General features: G+C 56.5%; 15 protein-coding genes and 1 riboswitch. Of the genes, 7 read left to right on the plus strand and 8 right to left on the minus strand.

Going from position 1 to position 16260, the window contains the following annotated elements; translation table 11 throughout:
- Positions 1–161: 161 nt before the first annotated feature.
- Positions 162–239, plus strand: a riboswitch (cyclic di-GMP riboswitch).
- A gap of 73 nt (positions 240–312) precedes the next feature.
- Together BLV48_RS02610 and BLV48_RS02615 are read right to left on the minus strand one after the other, a co-directional pair.
- Positions 313–3426 (minus strand): efflux RND transporter permease subunit, encoded by a 3114-nt coding sequence (locus BLV48_RS02610; protein ID WP_091822606.1) that lies wholly within the window; start codon positions 3424–3426, stop codon positions 313–315.
- A 2-nt stretch (positions 3427–3428) separates the two neighbouring features.
- Positions 3429–4520: an efflux RND transporter periplasmic adaptor subunit gene (locus BLV48_RS02615; protein WP_217632930.1), complete on the minus strand. Its 1092-nt coding sequence runs from the start codon at positions 4518–4520 to the stop codon at positions 3429–3431.
- A gap of 207 nt (positions 4521–4727) precedes the next feature.
- Here BLV48_RS02615 and BLV48_RS02620 point away from each other — a divergent pair, with 207 nt between their 5' ends.
- Genes BLV48_RS02620 through BLV48_RS02630 form a run of 3 tightly spaced genes read left to right on the plus strand, consistent with a single transcriptional unit; the run spans position 4728 to position 8088 of the window.
- A complete protein-coding gene (locus BLV48_RS02620) occupies positions 4728–5537 on the plus strand; it encodes a putative ATP-dependent zinc protease (protein WP_091822612.1) in 810 nt (269 codons plus the stop codon).
- Positions 5534–7051 carry an inactive transglutaminase family protein gene (locus BLV48_RS02625; protein ID WP_091822615.1) on the plus strand — a complete coding sequence of 506 codons (1518 nt, stop codon included), beginning with the start codon at positions 5534–5536 and terminating at the stop codon, positions 7049–7051. The genes BLV48_RS02620 and BLV48_RS02625 overlap by 4 nt, the downstream gene beginning before the upstream one ends.
- Complete coding sequence (locus BLV48_RS02630; protein WP_091822618.1) at positions 7051–8088, plus strand: alpha-L-glutamate ligase-like protein; 1038 nt, start codon at positions 7051–7053, stop codon at positions 8086–8088. The genes BLV48_RS02625 and BLV48_RS02630 overlap by 1 nt, the downstream gene beginning before the upstream one ends.
- Here the strand turns inward: BLV48_RS02630 and BLV48_RS02635 are convergent.
- Both BLV48_RS02635 and gdhA read right to left on the minus strand, forming a co-directional pair.
- Complete coding sequence (locus tag BLV48_RS02635; RefSeq protein WP_254774951.1) at positions 8054–9262, minus strand: MFS transporter; 1209 nt, start codon at positions 9260–9262, stop codon at positions 8054–8056. The genes BLV48_RS02630 and BLV48_RS02635 overlap by 35 nt on opposite strands.
- A 69-nt stretch (positions 9263–9331) precedes the next feature.
- On the minus strand, positions 9332–10684 hold the full coding sequence (gene gdhA, locus BLV48_RS02640) for an NADP-specific glutamate dehydrogenase (protein WP_091822620.1): 1353 nt from the start codon (positions 10682–10684) through the stop codon (positions 9332–9334).
- A 340-nt stretch (positions 10685–11024) separates the two neighbouring features.
- On the opposite strand from gdhA, the gene BLV48_RS02645 reads away from it, so the two are divergent.
- The 4 genes from BLV48_RS02645 (at position 11025) to BLV48_RS02660 (ending at position 13379) form a co-directional block, all read left to right on the plus strand.
- Positions 11025–12023 (plus strand): cytochrome-c peroxidase, encoded by a 999-nt coding sequence (locus BLV48_RS02645; protein ID WP_091822622.1) that lies wholly within the window; start codon positions 11025–11027, stop codon positions 12021–12023.
- Between the two features lie 108 nt (positions 12024–12131).
- Positions 12132–12653, plus strand: a complete 522-nt coding sequence (locus BLV48_RS02650; protein ID WP_091822625.1) for a disulfide bond formation protein B — start codon at positions 12132–12134, stop codon at positions 12651–12653.
- Positions 12654–12717: 64 nt separating this feature from the next.
- The gene (locus tag BLV48_RS02655) at positions 12718–12921 is read left to right on the plus strand and encodes a hypothetical protein (protein ID WP_091822627.1); all 204 of its coding nucleotides are present in this window, start codon (positions 12718–12720) and stop codon (positions 12919–12921) included.
- Between the two features lie 152 nt (positions 12922–13073).
- Positions 13074–13379: a c-type cytochrome gene (locus BLV48_RS02660; protein ID WP_091822630.1), complete on the plus strand. Its 306-nt coding sequence runs from the start codon at positions 13074–13076 to the stop codon at positions 13377–13379.
- A gap of 87 nt (positions 13380–13466) precedes the next feature.
- Here the strand turns inward: BLV48_RS02660 and lipA are convergent, their stop codons facing one another.
- Genes lipA through BLV48_RS02680 form a run of 4 tightly spaced genes read right to left on the minus strand, consistent with a single transcriptional unit; the run spans position 13467 to position 16242 of the window.
- On the minus strand, positions 13467–14444 hold the full coding sequence (lipA, locus tag BLV48_RS02665) for a lipoyl synthase (RefSeq protein WP_091822633.1): 978 nt from the start codon (positions 14442–14444) through the stop codon (positions 13467–13469).
- 6 nt (positions 14445–14450) lie between these two features.
- Complete coding sequence (gene lipB / locus BLV48_RS02670) at positions 14451–15104, minus strand: lipoyl(octanoyl) transferase LipB (RefSeq protein ID WP_091822636.1); 654 nt, start codon at positions 15102–15104, stop codon at positions 14451–14453.
- The gene (locus BLV48_RS02675) at positions 15104–15379 is read right to left on the minus strand and encodes an HP0495 family protein (RefSeq protein ID WP_091822639.1); all 276 of its coding nucleotides are present in this window, start codon (positions 15377–15379) and stop codon (positions 15104–15106) included. Before BLV48_RS02675 ends, lipB begins: the two co-directional genes overlap by 1 nt.
- Positions 15376–16242: an aminotransferase class IV gene (locus BLV48_RS02680; RefSeq protein WP_091822641.1), complete on the minus strand. Its 867-nt coding sequence runs from the start codon at positions 16240–16242 to the stop codon at positions 15376–15378. Before BLV48_RS02680 ends, BLV48_RS02675 begins: the two co-directional genes overlap by 4 nt.
- Positions 16243–16260: the final 18 nt, after the last annotated feature.

A 16260-nucleotide genomic window follows, 5' to 3' on the forward strand; every position in this document is an offset into this window, starting at 1 on the left:
GGCCCGTAGGAAGGAAACATCAAGTTAAAGTGTATCATGGCCCACGTTCTTATTGATCCGACTCAAAACCTTATGGTTGGCGAACGCACACTAATATTGCTAGTATGCAATCAGGTTTGGCTTTGATGTATGGCCTTTCCCGCTTTCCAGCGAAAGAATCTCTCCCGAAAGGGCAACCACTGTTCGCAGTGGGCGCAAAGCCTAGGGTCTGCAATGGATGAGACTGCCTGGCTACCGAAAGAGAGATTCGCCCTACCCTTATTTCCGTGCTACCCGTCCCGTAATAGACTTCGGGCCTCCCAAATTGCGTTCCTATTTGACCTCATCTTCTCGTCCTTTTGGCAACTCTCGGCTTAGTGCCTTTTCAACCGCACCCGCTGACTTGGCGTAGCGTGCCAGCAAGTTATACAGCACCGGAATGATGAAAAGAGTCAGCGTGGCGGCAAACAACAACCCGCCCAGAATGACCACACCAATAGCGGCACGGCTTTCCGCCCCCGCTCCTGTCGCCAGCACCAGTGGTATCGCACCGAAGATGGTGGAGATGGTGGTCATCAATACCGGTCTGAAGCGCATGATCGCCCCCTGGAGAATCGCCTCATGTACGTCCAGACCCTTATCACGCAACTGATTGGCAAACTCCACAATAAGGATGCCGTTTTTGGCCATCAGCCCCAGCAACATGATGATGCCGATCTGGCTGTAGATATTGAGACTGATCCCCGATGCCCAAAGCGCAGCCAGTGCTCCCGTCACAGCCAGAGGCACGGTCAGCATAATAATCAGGGGGTGAATCCAGCTCTCGAACTGAGCCGCCAACACCAGGAAGACAATGACAAATGCCAGTGCAAACGTCAGATAGATCGCCGCTGAAGATTCCTGAAATTCACGGCTGAGTCCCTGATAGCTGACACGGGCTTCAGGTGGCAAATAGTCCTGCGCCAGCCCGTTAAGGTAATTCAGTGCCGTACCCAGGTCATAGCCGGGCGCCAGTGAGCCACTGATAATGACGGCAGGCAAGCGGTCGATGCGCCGCAGGTCAGGGTTCGCCCCCACCTCCTCTACATCCACCAGTGCCTGCAGCGGAATCAGGTCGCCCCCTTCACGCGGGCGAAGATAGATCCGCCCAAGGTCAGCTGGCGTCGCCCTGCTCGCATCCTGCGCCTGTACGATAACATCATACTCACGGCCCCGATCCATGTAGGTGGTAACCTGACGTGACGCCAGTACGGTTTGCAAGGTCAGCCCCACATCTTCAACCGTGACATCAAGATCAGCCGCACGCTGGCGGTCGATGTCAACGCGCAGCTCTGGTCGAGTCAGCTCGAAGTCGGTTTCAAGGTTGATCAGGTTAGGGTTTTCCTGCGCTCGCTGCAGGATCTCTTGGCTCCAGCCTTGTACGCTTTCATAGTCAGGCCCTCCGATTACAAAAGAGACGGGCTGACTGAAGCCACTTTGCCCCAGCCCCGGCGGGTTGATCGGAATCGAGCGCACGCCGGGTACCTGTGCCAGTTTTGGAAACAACTCAGCGGCAATGCTCTGCTGTTTAACATCACGCTGATCCCAGTGGCTAAGACCCAAGATAATAAAAGCGTTGTCAGCTTCACCACGGAAACCGACAATCGACAGCAAGCGTTCCGCGACTCCGTCTTCAAGATAGGGCAGCAGTCGCTGTTCGACCTGGCGCACATGATGCTCGGTATAGTCGGCTGTGGAACCACGCGGTGCCTTGCTGGGCATGATAATGACACCCCGATCTTCGGTCGGCGCCAACTCCTGCGGCAAGCGCGGAAAGATCACGGCTGCCAGCACCAGGCCAGCAAGGCCAATCCCCAGCAAAAGACCGGGTTGACGCAATGAGAAACGCAGCAACCGTTCATAGCCTCGGTTAAGCGCCCCCAATACACGTTCGCTTGCCATCCAGATCCGGTGTCCCTCTTCCTGCTCTGGACTGTGTTGAAGCCACTTGGAGCACAACATCGGGGCCAGCGTCAGTGCCACAAAACTTGACACGATAACTGCCGAAGCCAGTGTGAAGCCGAATTCGCTGAACAGGCGACCAATATTCCCGCCCATAAATGAGATCGGCACGAATACCGCCACCAGTGTCAGCGTGGTGGCGATCACGGCAAAGGCAACCTGACGCGCCCCCAGATAGGCGGCCACCAGAGGTTTCTCACCCTCATCAATACGACGCTGAATGTTTTCCAGCATGACGATGGCATCATCCACCACCAGACCGATCGCCAGAATGATCGCCAGCAGTGTCAGCACGTTGATGGAGAAGCCGAGAAAGCCAAGGCCGATAAACGCACCGATGACCGCGACCGGTATGGTCACGGCCGGTATCAGAGTAGCCCTCCAGGAACGCAGGAAGATGAAGATCACCAGTATCACCAGTGATACCGAGATCGCCAGCGTGACCAGAACTTCCTTGATGGATGCGCGAATAAAGATCGACTCATCATAGCTTTCGGTGATGCTTACTTCAGGCGGAAGACTCTCCCGAATCCGGCTCAGCTCTTCCTTCACCCGGTCTGAGACCGCGACCGTGTTGGCCTTCGACTGACGCGTAATCCCCATGCCGATAGCGGTCTGTCCATTGGCACGCAAACGACTTACATCAGACTCAACTCCCAGTTGCACATCGGCCACATCGCCCAGTCGCAACAGCACGTTACCGTCACGGCGAATCACCATCTCACGAAACTCTTCAACCCGGTTGAGTCGCCCCTCCGTGCGCACGGTAAAGTCACGACTGACCGACTCCACCGAACCACCGGGTAACTCGACATTGTTGGCCCGCAGTGCCCGCTCCACTTCAGCCACCGTCATATCACGCGCCGCCAACCGCTCCGGATCCAGCCAGACACGCACGGCATAACGACGCTCGCCGCCAATCCGTACCTCCGCCACACCATCGACCACCGCCAAACGGTCTTTCAGTACCCGGTCAGCAAAGTCACTCAGCTGTGCGGAATCCCAAACATCGGATCTCAGGGTAATCCACATCATCGGTCGTGCATTGGAGTCCGCCTTGCGAACCACCGGGGGGTCTGCTTCATCCGGTAATCGGTTAATCACACGAGCCACGGCATCACGCACGTCATTGGCCGCCACATCCACATCACGCGAGGTGGTGAACTCGATGGTGGTGCGTGATTCGCCTTGCTCGGTACTGGATTCAATGGAGCGAATACCCTCGATACCGCTGATTGCACCCTCGATCACCTGCGTAATCTGGGTATCCACAACCTCGGCGGCGGCGCCGGTATAGTCAGTCGAAACAGATACTACCGGCGGATCGATGTCGGGATATTCACGCACCGGCAGCTGATTCAAGGCCGCCAATCCAAACACCAGAATAAGCAGGCTCATGACCGTGGCAAACACGGGTCGCTTGATGGAAATATCGGACAACACCATGTTCAGGACTCCTGCCGGATCAACTCAGACGCCGGAATGGCATCATCCGTACCTTCAAGAATCTGCAATGCATCACCACTGGAAAGCCGATCCTGAGCCGTGATCACGACCCGATCTTCCGTGTTGATGCCCGAGAGAATTTCGACCTTGCCCGGCTCACGACTGCCGAGCTGTACCGAACGGCGTTCGGCCGTATTGTCGTCAGTGGCGACAAACAGATAGCGCTCATCCCCCTGCAGCAGCACTGCCTGCTCAGGTACGACCAGCGCCTCGCGCTGCCTGAGTGTCAGCCGAACCGACATGAATTGCCCCGGACGCAGACGTCCTTCACTGTTGTCGATCAGTGCCCTGACCTTTAGCGTTCGGCTAAGCGGGTCGATTCGGGTATCCAGTTCCGCCAGTTCACCTTGAAACACTTCGCCAGGCCAGCTCGAGGTAACACTGTTTACAGGCTGCCCTGACTGCAACTGGCCGACAAAACGCTCAGCTACGGCAAAGGTCAGCTCCATCTCACCGCTTGCATCCAGAGTGGTCAGCGGGTCTCCGCTTTCAATATAGGCACCTGGACTGAACTCACGCAGCCCGACTACGCCTGCAAAGGGGGCCACGATACGGTGGTTGGCTGCCCTGACTCTGGCTGCCTGTCGCTCGGCTTCGGCCACATTGACGGTTGTACGCAGTTCATCCACCTGAGCCTGAGATATGCTGTTGCTGTTGCGCAGCTGCTGGGCTCGGCGCAATTGACGCTGAGCATCGGCCAATCGTGCCTCCGCCACCGCCAGATCAGCCTGAGCCTGACGATCATCCAGCTGCACCAAAAGCTGCCCCTTTTCCACTTGCTGACCGGTGGTGAAATCAATCGCCACAATCCGCCCGGTAACCTCACTGGTCACCACAACTTCATCGCGCGAGCGCAAGGTACCAACCGCTTCAATTCTATCCCTGACTGTCTGTACTTCAGGCTGGACCACGTGTACGGCTTGAGGACGTTTTTCCCGTCCCTGTTGCTGCTCAACGGGGGCAAGCCGATGCCAGGCAAGAGCCGCCAATGCCGTCATGACCATGATCAACAATCCTGTTAGCCATTGCTTCACGAATTTTTTCTCCCTCTATTGCCCGGGTTAGTGACAGACGATCCTTTGCGGTCTTATCATGCCCACGTCACGTTGCACGCTGCAGCAAAACATATTCAGGTGAACTTTTCACCGTCTGTTAAGCTGCACTACTGCAGAGTCGGCACCCACATCAGAGTCAACTGACACTGTCAGGTTCCTTACTTTATCTGCTGGCTGGAGTTATCCATGCTTTCTACTCGTTCGTCCCGATCAAGGATCACCCGTCTTACTTTTCTGCTGGGCCTTGCCGTACTGCTGTCAGGCTGTAGCCACGATCGTTACCTGTTTCTGGAGCGTGCCGAGCTGGATCAACTGGAGCAACAGCACAAACTGCAACAGCAGCGCATTGAAGCTCTTGAAGCTCTTGAAACACGCACTCTTGAGCAGTTTGATGTTATGGAAACGCGCCAGCAGCTGCGCCAGCAGGCACTGCTCGACCGTTTGAGCCGACAACAGGACCTGATTCAGTCACTGCCGCAACAGCAGGCAAGCATTTTGCCACCGCAGCCAACCACCAGCGAACCGTCCGCTCGTCTCAAGGGCAAACTGGTGGTGGGTGAGACGGAGCCGATTTACATTGCCGATCCAGGCCTAGTCTATACTGCACGCATTGACAGCGGAGCCACAACCTCTTCCCTGCATGCACTCAATATCCAGCGTTTTGAACGCAACGGACAGCCTTGGGTCCGGTTTGATATCAGTGTACCCGGCCGTGATGAAACCCTGACCATGGAGCATGAAATTTCCCGACGTGCTCGCATCATACAATCAAACACCGATGATCCCGAACGACGAATTGTCGTAGAGCTGCCGTTCATGATTGGCGATCACCGTGACCTGGCTGAATTTACCCTGAGCGATCGCAGCCACCTGACCTACCCGGTACTGGTTGGACGCAATATCCTGCGTGATGTGATGCTGATCGATGTGGGCCAGGAGTTCGTGACCGAGCTGCCCGAAGGCCTTAATACTGAACAGGGAGCCAAAACACCTTGAGCCGACATTCCAAAGCCCCGTTTTATATTGCAACAGGCCTGCTGATTCTGGCCGGCGTTCTGCTGGCCGTTCTGCGTCATTATCAGCTGGGGGTTCCCTGGCTGCCAGGCCAGCAACAGCCTGTCTGGCTGGTCGAAGCACGGGTCGATTTTCGTGCCTGGGGCGAGCCCGTCACGGTCAGCCTCAACCTGCCGGACAGTCCGCCGGGATTTTCGGTACTGTCCGAGCAGGCAGCTTCACCCGGTTACGGTTTTGCCATTACACAACGTGGCCATGATCGCCGTGCGGAGTGGACAATCCGTCAGGCAAACGGTCCACAAACACTCTACTTCAAGAGTCGACTGATCGCTTCCGCACAGACCGACACTGAGCCCGACAATACTCCAGTCACCGCCAGCGAAGTTTTTCTGGAGGGACCGGACATTGCGGCCGCACGCGCGGCGATTGAGCTGGCGGGCAGTCGCTCCAGCAATCCGGCCAGCTTCACACGCGAGTTGATCACCCTGCTTAACAGCCCAACACCGGACCAGAATACACGTCTTTTGCTGAGTGACAGAACCCGCGCCGAAGTACTTTACCTTCTCATCAACCACAGTGGCACACCGGCCCGCATCGCCGAAGGGCTGCGACTTGAGGACGCTCGCCGACAGCAATCGCTGCTACCCTGGCTGCAGGTACATGACGGCAAGCGCTGGCTCACGTTCAACCCACGTACCGCTGAGCAAGGGGTGCCGGATGATGTACTGCTCTGGCGGCAGGAGGCCAGCTCATTACTGGATGTAACGGGAGGCAGCAACTCGGTGGTCAGCTTCTCAATGTTGCGTCAGACAGTTCCCGCCCTGCAAATCATCCGCGCCGAGGCTGACGGGCAGGCGTTCGGGGCCTTCAGCCTGCATCAACTCCCGGTTGAGCAGCAAGGCATGTTCCGCATGCTGTTGTTGCTTCCGTTTGGTGCACTGGTGGTCTGCCTGATGCGAATAGTGGTTGGCATCAAGACTTCCGGCACATTCATGCCGGTATTGATTGCGGTGGCCTTTGTGCAAACCTCTCTACTGCCAGGCCTAGCAGCCTTTATCGGCGTCGTCACACTGGGGCTCTTGATGCGAGGCTATCTATCCAGCCTGAACCTGCTGCTGGTATCACGCATATCGGCTCTGATCGTACTGGTGCTGTTCATCACCGCCGGCATCAGCATTATCGGCTACCAAATGGGCTACAGCACCGGCATGACCGTCACCTTTTTCCCGATGGTCATTCTGGCCTGGACCATTGAGCGCATGTCGATCCTGTGGGAAGAAGAAGGTGCTCGCGAGGTAGTTACTCAGGGCTTTGGCAGCCTGTTGGTCGCCATTTTTGCATTCCTGGTGATGCGCGCGCCGCTGGCAGAGCACCTCAGCTTCAATTTTCCCGAGCTACACCTTGTAGTACTGGGGCTAATCCTGCTGCTGGGTCAGTATACCGGTTACAAGCTCACCGAACTGCGCCGATTCACCCCGATGAAAAGGTACGACTAATGGGCTGGTGGGGCGATTGGATCAGCCCGCGCCGCATGAACCGGCTCGGCATCCTCAACATGAACAAGCGCAATATTGACTATATTTCGCGCTATAACGACCGCAGTGCCTACCCACTGGTAGACAACAAGCTGTTGACCAAACAGACCGTGGCAGAGTACGGCGTCGCCACACCTGCTCTGCTGCAGGTGGTGCGTGAGCAGCACGAAATTGGCCACTTCATGGAGCGGGTTAAAGGCTTCGATGGCTTTGCCATCAAACCGGCCAAGGGCTCCGGCGGCAAGGGCATTCTGGTGATCGGCTCGCATGAGGGTGAGCGCTTTATCAAAGCATCCGGGATGGAAATTTCGCTGCAGGAAATCGAACGCCACCTGTCCAATATTCTGGCGGGACTCTACTCACTGGGCGGCGCCCCCGATGTAGCCATCGTTGAAGCTTTGGTACGCTCCGAACCAGGCCTTGCACGCCACTCTTTTCAGGGTGTACCGGACATTCGCATCATTGTGTTCCAGGGCTATCCCGTAATGGCAATGCTGCGGCTGGCAACGCGTGCTTCAGATGGCAAGGCCAACCTGCATCAGGGTGCAGTGGGTGTCGGGCTGGATCTTGCCAACGGCCGCGCCCGCAACGCCGTACAGTTCGACCGTCCATTGACGCTGCATCCCGATACCGGCCTTGAACTCAACAGCATCGAGATCGAAAGCTGGCAGTACCTGCTGAACATGGCCAGCAGCTGTTATGAAGCCACCGGGCTTGGCTACATGGGGGTGGACCTGGTCGTCGACGCATTACGTGGCCCGCTGCTGCTGGAGTTGAATGCCCGCCCCGGGCTAGCCATCCAGATTGCCAATGGCAAGGGCCTGCTGCCACGCCTGCAGGCGGTTGAGGCACTGCGTCGTCCTCACCTGACCCCCGAGGCGCGAGTCGAGTGGGCCATGCAGCAGGCAGGCGCCAAGCCGGGCGATATTGATCCTGCACCGCTCTGCCTGGTAAATAGCATCCTCAGTGAGCAGCAGCGAACCCCGGCAGACGGCTGACCCTGGTCACCAGCACGACACCAAGCAGTGACATCGCACCAGTTGCCATCCAGGTCCAGTGCCAGCCACCAGCCTGAGCTGCCAGCCAGGCGATGGCTGGTGGTGCCACAAACTGACCAAAAGCCGACCATTGCAGCATCCAGCCAACACAGGTCGACACCACAGAGCTGTCCGGTGCCAACCTTACCGCCAGCGAGAACAACGCTCCCGGCACCATGCCGCCGATGGCCGAAAACAGCAGTACAGCAAGGTAACGCAGCCAAGGGAAGTCAGCTGTCAGAGCCGAGAAAGCAAACCACGTGGTCATTGCCATTACAGCAAAACCGCCATAAAGCAACTGCCTTGCCCCTACCCCCACATGCAGTAAACGCCCCGACAGGACATTACCAATAATGTTGACCACCGCCGCCAGAGCCGTCAGCGGACCCACCAGCCCGGCACTGATGCCCGCCTCGGAATAGATTGAGGGCAGAAAGCCGATGACTGAAAGCCACTGACCGGAATAGGTGGCGAAAATCATCGCCACCAGCCAGGGGCCCGGATGACTCAGGGTCAGTTTCAGTCGCCCCAGCACACGTCCCAAGGCACCGCCTACCGGCCCCTCCTGGCGCGTATGCAGTTGCTGATCCGGCGGCACGGCACGCCAGACCCAGAACAGCATCAGCAGAGACAACAGTGCCATCAATATCCACCAGCCTTGCCAGCCCACCTTTGCCATTACCCACAGCCCAGTCAACAAGGCCGTGCCGGTGCCCAGCCCCATATAGCACCCCCACCAGCCAAGCCGCAGGCTCAGCTTCTCTGCCACCACCAGGTGCCGAATCAGCCCCGGACCGGATAGCGTCACCAGCAGAAAACCGAAACCCTCAATACCCCTCAGCAACAGCAGCATGGCCGCACTCTGTGCCTGGCTGCCGAGCAGGCTGGCAAGCATCAGGATACCCAGCCCCAACAGCACACTGCGGCGCAAGCCGGCACTGTCCGCCAGCAGCCCGATCAAGGCCCCTGCCAGCATGCCGGCCAGCTGCACCAAAGACAGCAGGAATCCGGCCTCAACCAGCGTGACACCAAGAGCATCCTGCAGCACCGGAATAGCTGGTGGCAGTTTTCCGATATGAAGGGCAGCCGTGATACCTGCCAGCATCACAACAAATTCAGGGGCCAGAGACCGCATCCTTAGACTCCAATAAGCAAAAGCCCGGGCACAGGGCCCGGGCTATGATGGCAAAACCGGTTCAGGTGATTAAACCACACCCTGCTCCAGCATGGCATCCGCCACCCGGCGGAAACCGGCAACATTGGCACCCAGTACCAAATTATGTGGCTGGTCAAACGCCTTGGCCGTTTCACTGCAGCGCTGGTAGATACCGGCCATGATCTGTTGCAGACGTTCATCGACCTGCTCGAAGGTCCACTGTTGCATGCTGGCATTCTGTGCCATTTCCAACTGGCTGGTAGCAACGCCGCCTGCGTTGGCCGCCTTACCTGGGCCATAGTGAATACGCTCGGCGATAAACACTTCCACCGCCTCAGGCGTTGAAGGCATATTGGCACCTTCACTAATGCAGCGCACGCCATTGCCGATGAGTGCGCGCGCATCCGCTTCGGTCAACTCGTTCTGAGTTGCGCATGGGAAGGCAGCATCCGCCGTATAGCGCCATACGGCATGGCCATCTTCAGGGTAAGCCTCAACCGGGGTAAACTCCGCTTTCGGATGTTCTTCCAGATATTCGGCCAGCGAGCCACGACGCTCTTCCTTGATCTGTTTGAGGGTCTCCAGATTGATACCGTGACAGTCATACAGCGTACCGGTAGAGTCAGAACATGTAACCGGACGGGCGCCAAGGTGATACAGTTTCTCGATGGTGTAGATCGCCACGTTGCCGGCACCGGACACCAGACAGGTTTTGCCCGCCAGCGAGTCGGCATGGGCCTGCAACATGTTCTGGGCGAAGTAGACACAGCCGTAACCCGTGGCTTCCTTGCGTACCAGTGAACCACCCCACAGTAACCCCTTGCCGGTCAGAACTCCTTCATAACGGCCAGTCAAGCGCTTGTATTGCCCGAACAGGTAGCCGATCTCACGCGCGCCCACACCAATGTCACCCGCCGGCACGTCGGTCGTCGGGCCGATATGACGGTACAGCTCGTTCATGAATGATTGACAGAAGCGCATGATCTCCTGATCAGAGCGCCCTTTGGGGTTGAAGTTGGCACCGCCCTTGCCACCACCAATTGCCAAACCGGTCAGGGCGTTTTTGAATATCTGTTCAAAACCGAGAAATTTGATGATGCCGGCGTTTACGGAAGGGTGAAATCGCAGACCGCCCTTATACGGGCCCAAAGCCGAATTGAATTCGATGCGGTATCCCTTGTTGACCTGCACCTTGCCCTTGTCATCAACCCAGGGAATGCGGAACATGATCTGGCGTTCAGGTTCTACCATGCGCTCAATGATACCGCTGTCCCGGTAACGCGCTTCTGACTCCAGCAAGGGTCCCAGCGACTCAAGCACCTCTTCAACAGCCTGATAGAACTCTGCCTGGGCGGGGCTGGAAGCCATCAGCTGCGTGATGGTGTTATGGATGTAGGACATCAATGTACCTCTGATGAATGGATTAAAGCTTCACGGGCAACACCAGAGTCGATGAAAGAATGACAACTGGCAGAAACACCCCAGTTGAACAGGCAGAACCGGGACACCCGCCGGAAAAAAGCTCGGTATTATACAGCACCACATTGGTGCAATAAAAGCACTGATGTAGTGCCCTGCACCATATTTGTGCTAAATGCTGTTGCGATAAACATCTACAGTCATTTTTTGGGTCAGGCACTTCAACCCAGAGAAGCCCGGCGCATTACTTGATCCCAATCAACGCGACCGAAGATTAACAAGGCCATGATGGAACTCAAGCCCACTGGAAAGAGGCACAGCCATGACACTTACACGCCTGTTGAAACATTCACTGTTGGCTCTTGCCATCGGTACTGTGAGCCACTCGGCCATTGCCAACGAGCCGATCCAGCCAATCGAACCGCTCAAGAACGTGAACCTGGCCCTGGCCGAACTGGGCAAGAAACTCTACTTCGACCCACGCCTGTCCAAGTCAGGTTTCATCTCCTGCAACTCCTGCCACAACCTGAGCATGGGCGGCACCGACAATATCAAGACGTCCATCGGACATGGCTGGGCACAGGGTCCGATCAACTCGCCCACTGTTCTTAACTCCAGCCTCAACGTGGCACAGTTCTGGGACGGTCGTGCGGCTGACCTGAAGGAGCAAGCCGGTGGTCCGATCGCCAACCCGGCCGAAATGGGTTTCACTCACGTGCTGGCCGTCGATGTCATTCAAAGCATTCCAGGCTATGTACGTGAATTCCGCCTGGTATTCGGTGATGAAGAGGTGAATATCGACAAGATCACCGATGCCATTGCCGAATTCGAAAATACACTGGTGACACCAAACGCCCGTTTTGACCAGTGGTTGCTGGGCGATCAGGATGCCATCACCCCGTTTGAGCGTGAAGGCTACGAGCTGTTCAAGACCAGCGGCTGTGTCGCCTGCCACAACGGCCCGGCAGTCGGCGGCAACTCGTTCCAGAAAATGGGCCTGATTGAGCCCTACCAGACCAACAACCCTGTTGAAGGCCGCGCGGCGGTTACCGGCAAGGATGCGGATCGCTTTACCTTCAAGGTACCGACCCTGCGCAACGTGGAGCTGACCTATCCGTACTTCCACGACGGTGAGGCGACCACCCTGACCGAAGCCACCGACATCATGGGTCGCCTGCAGCTGGGCCGTAAATTCACCGATGAAGAAAACGCCAAGATCGTGGCCTTCATGAAAACTCTGACCGGTGACCAGCCCCAGTTCCTGATGCCGATTCTGCCCCCATCGGTGGATGCGACTCCGAAACCTCAACCGTTTGATTGAAACATCCCGACAGAGGCTTTCTCAGAGCCTCTGTCGCTTGCTTCAAATTTCCTGCCCCGTTACTCTCCTGCAACACCCTTTCTCTGAACGTTATCGTGAGCACCTCAGATGAGCACACCAGCTGTTGAGTCATTTCTGAATCATGTATTCAGGCCCGGCATTTACTGGTCAATTCTATTGGTCGGCAGCCTGTCGGCTGAAGGCGTGGCACTATATTTCCAGTATGGGCTGGACTACGGCCCCTGCGTGCTCTGCATCCACATCCGCCTCTGGGTTGCGGCTCTTGTTCTGGTTGCAATAACAGGCCTCTTGGCACAGCGCTGCACTCATCTGCAAAAGGTCTGTCACCTGCTGACTGCCGCTATTGCGCTGGGCTTTACCGAACGCAGCTGGCGCTTATTGGCCATTGAGCGCAACTGGATTGAGGGCAGCTGCAGTTTTGACTCTGGACTGCCTGACTGGTTTGCACCAGACCATTGGTGGCCCTGGATGTTCGAGATCTGGGAGTCCTGCGGCTATACACCGGAAATGCTGGGCGGCCTGACCATGGCCGAGATGCTGGCCGGTGCAGGTTTGGTGTTTGTACCACTGGCATTCATCGGCCTTATCCGCAGCCTGCTGCAACGCTGATTGACATGTTTCTGCAACGAACGTCAGGTTCAATGATCCCATGACATATTCGGAGGATCAAAGCATGAGCACCATTCACCTGACAGCACAGCTGAAACAGCTACTAAACCGCGGCTACTCAATCGATGATGTCCGCAACCTAGTGACCGTTCCGCATGAAGTACTGGAACAGGCTATCCACGAGCACCACTTGCAGGAACACAGCCGACGTCATGACCGGCTGCTGCAGGGCCAGGCCGAGTTTGCCATGCGCCTTGGTCGACACTGAAAAATCCAGTTGGGGCCTCCATGCGTAAACACTGATATTAAACCGGGATTAACGACCTTTGCGCTATTTACAACAGGCCAAAGGCCGCTCTACACTCTGACGGTTTTTTATACTCCGGCCCTTGCTGCCGGCCATAACAAAGGAAGCCTGCAATGAAAAAAACTCTGCTGGTCGCTGCCGCGGCCCTGACGCTGTCCTCGACTGCCGCCATGGCCGAGCGCAGCGGTGAAGAACTCTACAACACCAAGTGTTCCGTATGCCACGCTACCGGTGTTGCCGGTGCTCCGAAGTTCGGTGATGCTGCTGCTTGGGCACCCCGTGCCGAGAAAGGTTTGGATGCACTGCTGGCAATTTCTCTGACCGGCATCAACGCCATGCCGCCCAAGGGCACCTGCATGGATTGTTCCAATGAGGAAATGAAATCCGCTATCCAGTACATGCTGAACGCTGCCAAGTAATTCAGACATGTGCTGAAACGAACGAGGAGGCTCCATGCCTCCTCTTTTGTTTTTACCACCGCGAGGCAGTCCGCCCACAAGGAGCCTTCAGCTTACACGTTCACCCTTGGCCTGCAGATCCGCATGGTAGGAAGAGCGTACCAACGGGCCGCTGGCCACATGGGTAAAGCCCAGCTCCTTCGCAATCCGCTCAAATTCAGCAAATTCGTCAGGCGTCACATAACGCTCCAGCGCCAGATGGTTACGACTTGGCTGCAAGTACTGACCGATGGTAATCATGTCAACGTCATGTGCTCGCAGATCACGCATCACTTCGATGATCTCGTCATTGGTTTCGCCACAGCCCACCATCAGGCCGGATTTGGTCCGCACTTCAGGTCGCAGTGCCTTGTAGCGCTTGAGCAGATCCAGTGACCACTGATAGTCAGCCCCCGGCCGTACCTTACGGTACAGGCGAGGAACGGTTTCCAGGTTGTGGTTAAACACATCAGGCGGGGTCTGTTCGAGAATTTCCAGTGCCACGTCCATGCGACCACGGAAATCAGGCACCAGCGTCTCAATCTGTATCGACGGAATACGCTGACGGGTCTCACGGATGCAATCGGCAAAATGCTGGGCACCACCATCACGCAGATCGTCACGGTCCACCGAAGTGATCACCACATAGCGCAGTCCCATATCGGCAATCGCTTCGGCCAGCTCACGCGGTTCTTCCGGTGCCAGTGCGTTGGGGCGACCATGGGCCACATCACAAAATGGGCAACGACGGGTACAGATATCGCCCATGATCATGAAAGTCGCTGTGCCATGACTAAAACATTCACCCAGATTGGGGCAACTGGCCTCTTCACAGACAGACGCCAGCTTGTGCTTGCGCAGCTTGTCCTTGATCCGCTTAACTTCAGCATTGGAGCCCATGCGAACCCGCAGCCAGTCCGGCTTGCGCTGCATCTCCTCCTTCTCGGTCGGGATCACCTTGACCGGGATACGAGCAACCTTTTCAGCGCCACGCAGTTTGACGCCCTGCTCGACTCTACCGCTGTTTTTTTCGGTGGATTCAGCCATTCTGATTCAGTCTTCCAGTATTGGTGTGCGGGTGATCTGATTATACCTCAATTTTTTAACCAAGTAATTTACTAGGTTATTGGGCAGTTGCGCCAGATCGGCGTCGGGCACCAGGGTCTGCACCTGAGTCATTTCAAGCCCCGCGTAACCGCAGGGGTTTATGCGCAGAAAAGGCTCCAGATCCATGTCCAGGTTAAGTGCCAGACCATGAAACGAGCAACCCCTGCGGATACGGAGTCCAAGCGAGCAGATCTTGCGCTCATCGACATATACACCCGGCGCATCCGGTTTCGGGTAGGCGTTGATACCGTAGTCAGCCAACACGGCAACGATTGACTGCTCAATAATATCGACCAGATCACGTACTCCCAACTTGCGTCGACGCAGGTCCAGCAAGAGGTAAGCGATGAGCTGGCCGGGGCCGTGGTAGGTTACCTGACCACCGCGATCCACCTGTACTACAGGTATGCTGCCGGGGTTGATCAGATGCTCTGCCTTTCCTGCCTGCCCTTGTGTGAAGACCGGTTCATGCTGAAGCAGCCAGATCTCGTCGCGACTGTCCGCTGTACGGTTGTTGGTGAAAGTTTGCATCCGCTGCCAGATGGAGGCATAGGGCTGAAGCCCCAGCTCACGCACAATCAGCTGGTCAGCTAGCGTCATCAGAGCACCATCTTCACACGGCCGGTCGCTTTGAGATCCTGATGCAGATTTTCCAGCTGTTCCTTGCTGGTCGCGGTAATTCTCATACGCACCGAGCTGTAGTTGCCGTTGCCGCTTTCCTGAACGGTAACCTGTTCAATATCCAGATCCGGTGCATGGACTTGCACGATTTCGACCACCATTCCCTTGAAGTCGTGCTCATTGTCACCAATCACCTTGATCGGATAGTCGGGATGAGGAAATTCAATTTTGGGTGCTTTGGGTTCTGTACTCATGAGCTCTCTCCGGTCATCAACCGGTGTTGGAAACGGGTAAACAGGGTAAACATGCGCTGCCACAGCGGGCCCCTAGCGCCATCGGCAACGGGGCATCCATCAATCTCCAGCACTGGCACAACTCCACGAGTGGAGCTGGAAATCCAGACCTCATCCGCACCGGCCAGTTCATCCGGTCGTAAATCAACCTCTTGATAGGGGATGCCATTCTCGGCCGCCAGTTCCAGAATAAGTTCCCGCGTGGTACCACCCAGAATTTCCGAACTGCGTTTGGGCGTATAGATCACGCCCTGACGTACCAGAAACAGGTTGCAGGAAGTACCCTCACTCAACAGACCATCGCGTACCAGCAAAGCTTCATCAGCGCCTGCTTCGCGTGCCTGCTGCAGTACCAGAATATTGGGCAACAGACCGGTGGACTTGATATCACAGCGATGCCAGCGCAGGTCAGCAGTAACGATCACCTTGAAGCCCTGAACCTGCTCCGGGCCATCTGCATAGATGTCGCGGATCGGAGAGCAGCAGGCAAACACGGTTGGTTGCATCCGGTCGTCATAGGCATGGGTACGGTAACCAGCACTGCCACGGCTGATCTGTAGATAGACCGAGAGGTTACCGCCTCCGTTCCGACTGACAAGCTCATCCAAAATAGCCGCCCAGTCATACTCTGTCTCGATTCGGATGGCACGCAGGCTGTAGGCAAGACGGTCTAAATGTTGCTGCAGGCGAAAGCCAACCCCCTGATAGTAAGGGATCACTTCATACACACTGTCAGCAAACAGAAAGCCGCGATCAAACACAGAGATCTGTGCCCGATCCGCCGGCAGGTATTCACCGTTGAGGTAGACGATATCTTTATTCATAAAACGCAACTGCCCACA

Source organism: Marinobacterium iners DSM 11526 (genome assembly GCF_900107855.1).
GTDB lineage: Bacteria > Pseudomonadota > Gammaproteobacteria > Pseudomonadales > Balneatricaceae > Marinobacterium > Marinobacterium iners.